The sequence below is a fragment of the Streptomyces sp. NPDC006510 genome (assembly GCF_040611955.1).
Classification (GTDB): Bacteria; Actinomycetota; Actinomycetes; order Streptomycetales; family Streptomycetaceae; genus Streptomyces.
Genome location: NZ_JBEXPH010000254.1, coordinates 1 through 9,979 on the forward strand (window position 1 = coordinate 1; position 9,979 = coordinate 9,979).

Consider the following 9,979-nt stretch of genomic DNA (forward strand, 5'->3'; position numbering starts at 1 on the left):
GCCGACCTGGCGAAAGGTGTCGTCGACGGCGGAGGCCGCACCGGACCCTCGGTCCCAGGCCCGCAGTCCCGCCAAGCCCCCGTTGCCTGGTCGCCGACGGCCGCACCGCGGACTGCCGTCAGACCCTCACCCCCCACCCCAAACCGCCCGGCACCGGCGGCCCAGGACCGGCCGCCGCATCGTGAGGCCGGGGCGCGCCGCCGTCCGCCCTTCAGGGACCGCCGCGACCCGCACGTGATCCGCCCGCAGCACGACGCCGCTCCGGAGGTGCCGTAGCTGTCGTCGTCCGCCCGTCAGGGATGACGGGTCAGCCCGTAAGGCCCTCGCGGACAGTGCATGCCAAGGCCCTCGCGGACGGTGCTCGAAGAATCGGTACGACGGGGAGTACCGCCCCGCTCCCGTGTGCGGCCTGGTTCACCTCCTTGTGGCCCGCTCGGAGCACCGTGCCTCGGCCGGGGCCTGCGTTCCTCGTGTCCGTGCGAGGCAAGTGACGGCAGGGGCCGAACGGTCATTCCTGGCCGGCCTTGCGGCGCCGCTCCGGCCCCAGGTCCAGCCCACGGATCATTGATATCCAGGGCATCTCAATAGTCTGTAACTAGGTATTTGTGTCGTATGGGAGTCACTCCTACGCTGAGGCGTATTCGAGGGCCCCCGCAACAAGAAAGGGGCTGTCCGATGGAGCTCAGGCACCTCCGGTACTTCGTGGCTGTCGCCGAGACACGTCATTTCGGCAAAGCCGCGGAACAGCTGCACATGGCCCAGCCTCCTCTCTCCCAGGCGATCCGCCGGCTGGAGAGCGAGCTGGGAGTGGAACTGCTGCGCCGGACGACCCGGCAGGTCTCCCTGACAGGGGCCGGCGAGGTCTTCCGTACCGATGCGGAGCGCATCCTCAAGGCCGTCGACGAGGCGGTCGAGCGGGTGGGGCGCTTCGCCTCGGGGGCGGAGGGGGTGCTGCGGATCGGTCTGACCGGATCCGCTTCGTACCGACAACTTCCGGCTCTCGCACGGCTGGTGAAGCGCGAGATGCCTCAAGTGATACTGGAGGTGCACACCGAGATGCTCACGCCCGCTCAGGAGGCTGGGCTCATCGAGCGCCGCCTCGACATCGGCGTCCTCAGGCCGCCGATCCGCCAGGAGGGCATCGCCCACCGTTCCTTGGCAGCCGAGACGCTGGTCGTCGCGGTTCCCGAACGCCACTGGCTGGCCGAGGCGGATACCGTCCGGGTCGAGCAGCTCCGGCACGAGGACTTCGTCATGTACGGCGCCACACTCGGCTCCGTCGTCGACGATGCCGTCGTCCGCAGCTGCCTGGCCGCCGGGTTCTATCCGAACCGCGCCTACGAGGTCACCGAGACCTCCGCCGCACTGGCGCTGGTCGCCGCCGGGCTCGGCATCGCTGTCCTGCCCGACTCGATCCGCTCCGCGCCCCGTGAGGGCGTGCTGTGCAGGGACATCGAGGACGCCCTGTCCATCCCCCTGTCCCTGGCCTGGCGCGAGGACGACGAATCACCTCTGCTGCGCAACCTCCTTGAGGTGCTGGAGCGGAACGACATGTTTCTCGAAGGGCAGGCATGAAGATCGTCCAGGTGGAGGCAATCCCCTTCGCCATTCCCTACGCGAAGCCGCTGAGGTTCGCGAGCGGCGAGGTGCACACCGCCGACCACGTCCTGGTCCGGGTGCACACCGACGAGGGACTGATCGGCACCGCCGAGGCACCGCCGCGGCCGTACACCTACGGCGAGACGCAGGAGTCGATCGTCGCGGTGATCGAGAAGATCTTCGCCCCGCAGATCCTCGGGCTGACGGCCCTGGAACGCGAGACGGTGCACGAGCGCCTCGACCGGACCGTCGGCAACCCGGCCGCCAAGTCCGCCATCGACATGGCGCTGTGGGACATCCTCGGCCGGGCCGCCGGCCTGCCGGTCTCCGGACTGCTCGGTGGCTACACCGACCGCATGCGGGTCAGCCACATGGTCGGCTTCGCACCGGCCCAGGAGATGGTCGCCGAGGCCGAACGCATCCGGTCGACCTACGGCATCACCACGTTCAAGGTGAAGGTCGGACGCCGTCCGTACCGCGACGACGTCGCCGCCGTCCGGGCCCTGCGCGAGGCACTCGGCCCGGATGTCGAGCTCTACATCGACGGCAACCGCGGCTGGACGGTGTCCGAGTCGGCCCGCGCCCTGCACGAGATGGCCGACCTCGGCCTGACCTTCGCCGAGGAGCTCTGTCCCGCCGACGACGTGCTGGGCCGCCGCTGGCTGGTCGCACAGAGCCCGGTGCTGTTCATCGCCGACGAGAGCGCCACCCGCACCGGCGAGGTGACCCGAGAACTCCTCGGCGGCTCAGCCACCGCCATCAGCATCAAGACCGCCCGCACCGGCTTCACCGCCTCCCAGCGCGTCCTGCACGAGTGCGAGGGCCTGGGAGTCGAGGTGGTGGTGGGCAATCAGATCGACGGCCAGATCGGCACATTGTGCTCGGTCGCCTTTGGTGCCGCCCACCGCTCCAGCTCGCACCACGCCGGCGAACTTTCCAACTTCCTCGACATGGCGGACGACCTCCTCACCGAGCCGCTGACCATCGAGTCCGGCGCCCTGCGCGTCCGCGAGGGCGCCGGACTCGGCATCGACATCGACCCCGACAAGCTGGCGCGCTACCGCCAGGACCGCTGACCCACTCTCAGAAGACGGGACGATCATGACCGACATCATCACCGAGCAGGCCACGGCCGCTGCCTCCGGAGCCGCCGCCACCGAGCAGTTCCGCAACAAGCAGCGCCAGGAAGCGGCCGCAGTCGACACCGGGCGCGTCGACGACCTGGTCACCGAACTGCTGACCGCCGCCCACGCCATCATCCGCCGCCACGGGTTGACCTACGCCGAGTACGACGCCCTCAAGGCGTGGCTCATCCGGGTCGGCGAGGACGGCGAGTGGCCGCTCTTCCTGGACGTGTGGGTCGAGCACGTCGTCGAGGAGGTCGCCAACGAGAACCGCGAGGGGACCAAGGGCACCATCGAGGGCCCGTACTACGTGCCGGACGCGCCCGCGCTGCCCGCCGAGGCGGCCCTGCCGATGCGGGAGGACGAGGCCGGGGTCCCCCTGCTCTTCCAGGGCCAGGTCACCGGCGTGGACGGAACACCGCTGCCGAACGTCACGGTGGAAATCTGGCAGGCCGACGCCGAGGGCTACTACTCCCAGTACGCACCGAACCTGCCCGAGTGGAACCTGCGGGGAACCGTGATCGCCGACGAGACGGGCCACTTCAAGATCCACACGATTCAGCCCGCTCCGTACCAGATCCCCACCGACGGCGCCTGCGGCAGCCTCATCCAGGCGGCGGGCTGGCATCCCTGGCGCCCGGCCCACCTGCACCTCAAGGTCTCCGCGCCCGGGTACCGGCTCATCACCACCCAGCTGTACTTCCGGGGCGGCGAGTACGTCGCCGACGACATCGCCTCCGCAGTCAAGCCCGAACTGATCCTCGACCCCACCCCGGTCGCCGACGGCACGGGCCGCGAGGTCACCTACGACTTCGTTCTCGACAAGGCGTGATCGACCGTGCTCTTCGCCGTACGCATGGACGTCGACATCCCGCGTGACCTCGACCCCGGGGTCCGCGGGGACCTGGTGGCACGCGAGAAGGCGTACTGCCGGGAACTGCAGAAGTCGGGGGAATGGGTGCACATCTGGCGCTGTGTCGGGCAGTACGCCAACATCAGTGTCTTCGATGTCGCCGACAACGAGGCGCTGCACCACATCCTGTGGGGCCTGCCCCTCTTCCCCTACATGACGATCGAGGTCACCCCCCTGGCCCAGCACCCGTCCGACCTGGCCGCCGGCGAGGTCGTGGCGTGATGGACAAGGTGGTCGCCACCGCCGTGGAAGCGGTGGCAGATGTGCCGGACGGCGCGTCCCTCGCCGTCGGCGGGTTCGGGCTGAGCGGTGTGCCGAACGTACTGATCCAGGCGCTGTACGAACGGGCGGTCAGCGATCTGAGCGTGGTCTCCAACAACTGCGGGGCGATGGACTCCGGCCTCGCGGTCCTGCTGGCGGCCGGCCGGATCGCCCGGGTGACGGGCTCCTACATCGGCGCCAACAAGGAGTTCGCGCGCCAGTACCTGGCCGGGGAACTGGAGGTGGAGCTGATCCCGCAGGGCACCCTCGCCGAGCGGCTGCGCGCCGGCGGCGCCGGGATCCCCGCCTTCTACACCCCGGCCGGGGTCGGCACCCAGGTCGCCGACGGCGGGCTGCCCTGGCGCTACGACGGCTCCGGCGGGGTGGCACTGGCCTCGCCCCCGAAGGAGGTACGCGAGTTCGGCGGCGCGGAGTACGTGCTGGAGCGCGGCATCCGCACCGACTACGCCCTGGTCCGCGCGGCCCGGGGCGACCGGCACGGCAACCTCGTGTTCAACAAGTCCTCCCGCAACTTCAACCCGCTCGCCGCCATGGCCGGCAAGGTCACCATCGCCGAAGTGGAGGAACTGGTGGAGCCCGGTGACATCGAGCCGGACGCGGTTCACCTGCCGGGCATCTTCGTGCAGCGGGTGGTGGCGCTCACCCCGGAGCAGGCCGGGGACAAGAAGATCGAGCAGCGGACGGTGAGCAACTGATGGCCTGGACGCGTCAGGAAATGGCCGCACGTACGGCACGTGAGCTGGAGGACGGGCAGTACGTCAACCTCGGCATCGGCCTGCCCACTCTCATTCCCAACCATCTGCCGCCGGGAGTCGAGGTCGTCCTCGAATCGGAGAACGGAATCCTGGGCACCGGCCCCTACCCCACCGAGGACCAAGTCGATCCGGACCTGATCAACGCCGGAAAGGAGACGGTGACCGTCCTGCCGGGCGCGTCCTTCTTCGACTCCGCCCTGTCCTTCGGCATGATCCGCGGCGGGCACATCGACGTCGCCGTGCTGGGCGCCATGCAGGTCTCCGAGAAGGGAGACCTGGCCAACTGGGCCGTTCCGGGCAAGCTGGTGACCGGAATCGGCGGTGCCATGGACCTCGTCCACGGAGCCCGGCGGGTGATCGTGGTGATGACTCACACCGCGAAGGACGGCTCGGCGAAGATCGTCCCCGAGTGCGCGCTGCCGCTGACCGGCAAGGCGTGTGTGAACCGGATCATCACCGATCTTGGTGTCCTCGACGTCACCGACGACGGCCTGGTCCTGGTGGAAACCTCGCCCGGCGTCACCACCGCGGAGATCACCGACCGGACAGCCGCCAGGCTCCGCATCCCCGAAGGAACTCCGTCATGAGAGACGTCTACCTCGTCGACGCGGTGCGCACCCCGATCGGCCGCTGCAACGGCGCCCTCGCCGGCGTGCGCCCGGACGACCTGGCCGCCCACACGATCCGTGAACTCCTCGCCCGAACCGGCGAGTTGGACCCGTCCCGCATCGAGGACGTCTACTTCGGCAATGCCAACGGCGCCGGCGAGGAGAACCGCAACGTCGCCCGCATGGCCGCCCTGCTGGCGGGTCTGCCCACCAGCGTGCCCGGCGTGACGGTCAACCGGTTGTGCGCCTCCGGCCTCGAAGCGGTCGTCCAAGCCACCCGTGCCATCGCCGTTGGCGACGCCTCCATCGCCGTGGCCGGCGGCGTGGAGTCGATGACCCGCGCGCCGTATGTGCTGCCCAAGAGCGACAGGCCGTTTCCGGCCGGCCACGCCGAGCTGTACTCCACCACCCTCGGCTGGCGCATGGTCAACCCGAGGATGAATCCCGAGTGGACCATCCCGCTGGGCGAGTCTGCGGAACTCATCGCCGAGAAGCACCGGATCACCCGCGAGCAACAGGACGAGTTCGCCCTGCACAGCCACCGGAAGGCCGCCATGGCCCGGGCCGAGGGGCGCTTCGACGCCGAACTCGTGCCCGTGAACGTCCCGCAGCCCAGGGGCGGGGCGGTCGCCTTCGCCACCGACGAGTCCGTCCGCCCGGAGACCTCCCTGGAGACGATGGCGAAGCTGAAGCCGTCCTTCCGCACCGAGAACGGCACGGTGACCGCGGGCAACGCCTCCCCGCTCAACGACGGTTCCGCCGCAGTGCTCCTCACCGACGAGGAAGGTCTGAAGGCCACCGGTCGAGAACCGCTCGCCCGCATCCGCACCACCGGGGTGTCCGCCGTCGACCCGCAGTACTTCGGGCTTGCCCCCGTCGAAGCGGTGAACCGGGCACTCGCCAAGGCCGGCCGGTCCTTCGCCGACCTGGACGTCCTCGAACTGAACGAGGCGTTCGCCGCGCAAGTCCTCGGCTGCCTCGCCGAATGGCCCGAGTTCGACCCGGCCGTCCTCAACCCCCAGGGCGGGGCGATCGCTCTCGGCCACCCCCTGGGCGCCTCCGGCGCCCGCCTCGCCGGCACCGTCGCCCACCAACTCGCCCGCAGAGGCGGCGGCATCGGTGTGGCCACCCTCTGCATCGGTGTGGGTCAGGGACTGGCCCTCGTCCTCGAACGCTGACCCGCCCAAGGAGACACGGTGTCCACGTCCTACCTGCTGCACCACCACCTGGTCGGCGCGGCCGACGCACCACCCCTGGTTCTCGGCCCGTCCCTGGGCACATCCCAGGCGATCTGGGAACCCCACCTGCCCTCCTTGACCCGCCGCTTCCGGGTACTGCGTTTCGACCTGCCCGGACACGGCGGCTCACCCACCGCGCTGCTGCGCGATCCCGCACCGGGCCGTACCACGGTGGACGACCTGGCGTCCCTGGTGCTCGATCTCGCGGACCACCACGGCTGGGACGGCTTTCACTACGCGGGCATCTCCCTCGGCGGAGCCATCGGGACCCACCTCGCGGCCTTTCACCCCGAACGGGTCGCTTCCCTGGCCGCGGTCTGTTCCTCCGCGCGCTTCGGGGCGGCCGAGACCTGGCACCGGCGGGCGGAACTCGTCCGGCACGAGGGCACCGCCTCCCTTCTTCCGACCATCCCGGACCGCTGGTTCGCCACCGCGGCCTCCGCGAGCACCCCTTTCGGCCGCAGACTGCTCGGCAACCTCGCCGAAGCCGACCCGGCGGGGTACGCGGCCTGCTGCGACGCCCTCGCCGCGTGGGATCTGCGTTCCGCCCTGGCACGGATTACCGCGCCCACTCTCGTGATCGGCGGTTCCCATGACACGGCGACTCCTCCGGAGCACGCCGAGGAGCTTGCCGAGGGCATCCCGAGGGCCACCCTGAAAGTCATCGCCTGCGGGCACCTGGCCGTCGAGGAGCCCCGAGCGTTGCAGGCCGCTCTCACCGCTCACCTGTCCGCGTGCCTCGCCGGGGGCGGGACCCGGATGTCATGGTCCGACCCGGCCGTCGGCCACTGATGACCTCGCCCACGATCGGCAGTGGACGCCGCTGACAATCGCGGGCGAGATCGTCAGGGCTGTCCCGTACCGGACAGTCCTTGGGCCCTGTTGTGAAAGTGCTGGTTACGCCGTTTGTTGATGGCTGTGGCCGGCACTTTCGCAACAGGCCCCGAACGGCGCACGAACCGCTCAGGTCCGCAGGCCCGGCGGGCCGCGCCGGCGTCCCCGCCCATCGCGGTCGGCACCGGAGCGTCAAGGCGCCGCGGGCCGGGAGGCGCCGGCCTCGTCGCCGGATTCGTCGAGGGACGTGATCCAGGAGGCGACTCGGGTGCGGGAGGCGAAGCCGAGCTTGCCCAGGATGCGCTCGACGTGGCCGTCCACGGTGCGGGGCGAGATCACCAGGTTCTCGGCGATGGCGCGATTGCTCAACCCCGCGGAGATCAGGCGGGCCACCTCCAGTTCCCGGTCCGTGAGCGGGCAGCTTCGGGCCACACGTGTCGCGGTGGTGGGCTTGACGGCCGCGGCGATTTCCAGTGCGAGTTCGATCGCCTCGGTCTTGGTCAGCCGGGCCAGGCGCTGGGTGACCTTCTCCACCCGTTCCGTGCCCAACGTTTCGGCGACCTGTTCGGCCATGCGCCGGGAGTCGGCGGTGATGTGGGGCCCGAACGCGTCGATGGAGGTGCCGAGCCGGTGCCACACCGCTCGGGCGGCGGCTCCCAGCATGGCGGCGTTGTCCGCGTGCTGATTGGACATGGCGATCCAGGACATCAGCTCCAGTACCAGGGCAGTGCAGACGCCGTCCGTGAAGTCGCGCTGGATCTCCAGGGCCGCCCTCGAGGCCTGCTTGGCCGCTGGCATGTCGCCCGCGCGCCAGTGCTGCAGGCCGCTGATCCACAGGGCGTAGGCGTGGTTCCAGCGTTCTCCGTGCCGGGCGCTCACGGCGAGCACCTCCCGACAGGTCTCCAGAGCGTTGCCCGCGGGCTCCTGGAAGTTCCTCGCCATGGCCAGTTGGAACTGCGCGGTGAGCACCGCGGCGGTGTTGCCGAGCGCCCGGTGTCCCCGTACGGCCCGGTGGTACAGGCCGATCGCGGCAGGCAGGTTGCCGCTGAAGAGGTGGTGGAGGGCCCGCCAGTTCGCGGCGTGCGCGGCCAGCTCGGGGTTGTCCAGTGCCGCCGCCACGTGCTCCAGCTCCGTCAGACGGACATCGGCGGCCTCGCGGTCGCCTTGCAGAAGGGTCGCCCAGGCCGCCACCCACAGCACCGATCCCCGTTCGACGGTGTCGCCGTCCAGCACGCCGAGGATACGGTCCAGCCATCGTCTTCCCTCGCTGAGCGAGCCGCCGACGATCCAGTGGTAGCACAGGAGGGACGCGAGCCGACCACCCGCGGGACGTTCACCGGGTGTGGTGAGGGACCACTCCAGAGCCGCGAGCAGGTTGGTGTGGTCGCGCCGCATGGTGGCGAGCATCTCGTGCTGCCCGGGCCCGCACCAGCGCTCCACCATGGAACGGGCCCGGCACAGATAGTGATCGCGCATGCGGCGCCTTAGCACCGTCGGTTCCCCGCGTTCGTCGAGACGCTCGGCGCCGTATTCGCGCACGGTCATCAGCTGTCGGTAACGGACCAGTTCACCCGTGTGCTCGGCTATCACGATCGATTTGGCGACGAGCCGGTCGAGAACGTCGACGGTGCGCTCGGGGGTGAGATCGTCGAACCCGCAGACCTCCTCGACCGCCTTCAGGTCGCATCCGCCCGGGAAGACCGACAGCCGTGCCCACAGCAGGCGTTCGTCGTCGGAGCACAGTTCGTGGCTCCAGTCGATCAGTGCGCGGAGAGTCTGCTGTCGCGGGCGAGCCACCCGACTGCCGCCGGTGAGCAGTTCGAATCGATGGTCCAGACGCTCGACGACCTGGCCGACGGACAACGTGCGCAGCCGGATGGCGGCGAGTTCGATGGCGAGTGGCATCCCGTCGAGCCGTTCGCACAGCTGTTGGACGGCGGGGCGGTTGGCATCGGTGACGGCGAAGTCGGGGGCGACGCTCCGCGCCCGGTCGACCAGCAGCTGAACGGCTTCGCTGTGGTCGACACTCGCGGCGTCGTGCAACTGCTCGGCCGTCGGCACCGACAGGGGCGGGATCACCGTGACCAGCTCGCCCGCGATGCCGAGCGGTTCGCGGCTGGTGGCAAGGACACGCAGGCCCGGTGCGGCTTCGAGGAGTTCGGCCAGCAGTTCGGTGGTGGCCGTCAGTACATGCTCGCAGTTGTCCACGACCAGCAGCACCTGCTGGGTTCCCAGGTGATCGACCAGTTGCTGGGTCGCGGAGCGGTTCGACTGGTCCAGGACGGCGAGCGCCGAGGTGAACGCGGAAGCCACCTCGCGTACGTCGTCGAGGCTGGCCAGTTGGACGACCTGGGTACCGTCCCGGAACGCTCGGCGGACCCGGTCCGCGACCACCAGGGCGAGCCGCGTCTTGCCGATGCCGCCGGGGCCGGTGAGCGTGACGAGCCGGGAGGCCGACAGGTTCCTGCGTACGTCGGCGATCTCCTGCCGGCGCCCCACGAAACTGGTGAGGCCGCCGGAGCCGACCAGACAACCGCGTCCACTGTCGTCGTACATGGTCCTCGATGTCCTCGCCTCGGCCGTTCCACTGCCACTGACGCTATGCCGAAGGAAACGCCGTGCCAAG

Annotated in this window: 9 protein-coding genes; 8 read left to right on the forward strand and 1 reads right to left on the reverse strand. The window is 70.0% G+C overall.

Translation table 11 applies throughout. From position 1 onward, the window contains the following. Positions 1-675: 675 nt before the first annotated feature. The 8 genes from ABZY11_RS39555 to ABZY11_RS39590 are packed head-to-tail and all read left to right on the forward strand — an operon-like array spanning position 676 to position 7,311. On the forward strand, positions 676-1,575 hold the full coding sequence (locus ABZY11_RS39555) for a LysR substrate-binding domain-containing protein (protein WP_356483809.1): 900 nt from the start codon (positions 676-678) through the stop codon (positions 1,573-1,575). Then, a complete protein-coding gene (locus ABZY11_RS39560; RefSeq protein ID WP_356483810.1) occupies positions 1,572-2,675 on the forward strand; it encodes an enolase C-terminal domain-like protein in 1,104 nt (367 codons plus the stop codon). The genes ABZY11_RS39555 and ABZY11_RS39560 overlap by 4 nt, the downstream gene beginning before the upstream one ends. Before the next feature lie 25 nt (positions 2,676-2,700). Further along, positions 2,701-3,555 (forward strand): catechol 1,2-dioxygenase, encoded by an 855-nt coding sequence (gene catA / locus ABZY11_RS39565; protein WP_356483811.1) that lies wholly within the window; start codon positions 2,701-2,703, stop codon positions 3,553-3,555. Between the two features lie 6 nt (positions 3,556-3,561). Continuing rightward, positions 3,562-3,858 carry a muconolactone Delta-isomerase gene (catC, locus tag ABZY11_RS39570; RefSeq protein ID WP_356483812.1) on the forward strand — a complete coding sequence of 99 codons (297 nt, stop codon included), beginning with the start codon at positions 3,562-3,564 and terminating at the stop codon, positions 3,856-3,858. Next, positions 3,858-4,613, forward strand: coding sequence for a CoA transferase subunit A (locus tag ABZY11_RS39575; protein WP_356483817.1), 756 nt, complete (start codon positions 3,858-3,860; stop codon positions 4,611-4,613). Before catC ends, ABZY11_RS39575 begins: the two co-directional genes overlap by 1 nt. Continuing rightward, on the forward strand, positions 4,613-5,260 hold the full coding sequence (locus ABZY11_RS39580) for a CoA transferase subunit B (RefSeq protein WP_356483813.1): 648 nt from the start codon (positions 4,613-4,615) through the stop codon (positions 5,258-5,260). Before ABZY11_RS39575 ends, ABZY11_RS39580 begins: the two co-directional genes overlap by 1 nt. Further along, on the forward strand, positions 5,257-6,459 hold the full coding sequence (locus ABZY11_RS39585) for a thiolase family protein (protein WP_356483814.1): 1,203 nt from the start codon (positions 5,257-5,259) through the stop codon (positions 6,457-6,459). Before ABZY11_RS39580 ends, ABZY11_RS39585 begins: the two co-directional genes overlap by 4 nt. An 18-nt stretch (positions 6,460-6,477) precedes the next feature. Continuing rightward, complete coding sequence (locus ABZY11_RS39590) at positions 6,478-7,311, forward strand: alpha/beta fold hydrolase (protein WP_356483815.1); 834 nt, start codon at positions 6,478-6,480, stop codon at positions 7,309-7,311. A gap of 234 nt (positions 7,312-7,545) precedes the next feature. Here ABZY11_RS39590 and ABZY11_RS39595 read toward each other — a convergent pair whose 3' ends face one another. After that, positions 7,546-9,909, reverse strand: a complete 2,364-nt coding sequence (locus tag ABZY11_RS39595) for a LuxR C-terminal-related transcriptional regulator (protein ID WP_356483816.1) — start codon at positions 9,907-9,909, stop codon at positions 7,546-7,548. Positions 9,910-9,979 lie beyond the last annotated feature (70 nt).

What these genes read in the sequence shown, in the direction of transcription:
- ABZY11_RS39560 (WP_356483810.1), top strand. Translation starts at nt 1,572, where the DNA reads ATGAAGATCGTCCAGGTGGAGGCAATCCCCTTCGCCATTCCCTACGCG.
- ABZY11_RS39555 (WP_356483809.1), top strand. Translation starts at nt 676, where the DNA reads ATGGAGCTCAGGCACCTCCGGTACTTCGTGGCTGTCGCCGAGACACGT.
- ABZY11_RS39595 (WP_356483816.1), bottom strand. Translation starts at nt 9,909, where the DNA reads ATGTACGACGACAGTGGACGCGGTTGTCTGGTCGGCTCCGGCGGCCTC.
- ABZY11_RS39575 (WP_356483817.1), top strand. Translation starts at nt 3,858, where the DNA reads ATGGACAAGGTGGTCGCCACCGCCGTGGAAGCGGTGGCAGATGTGCCG.
- ABZY11_RS39580 (WP_356483813.1), top strand. Translation starts at nt 4,613, where the DNA reads ATGGCCTGGACGCGTCAGGAAATGGCCGCACGTACGGCACGTGAGCTG.
- catA (WP_356483811.1), top strand. Translation starts at nt 2,701, where the DNA reads ATGACCGACATCATCACCGAGCAGGCCACGGCCGCTGCCTCCGGAGCC.
- ABZY11_RS39585 (WP_356483814.1), top strand. Translation starts at nt 5,257, where the DNA reads ATGAGAGACGTCTACCTCGTCGACGCGGTGCGCACCCCGATCGGCCGC.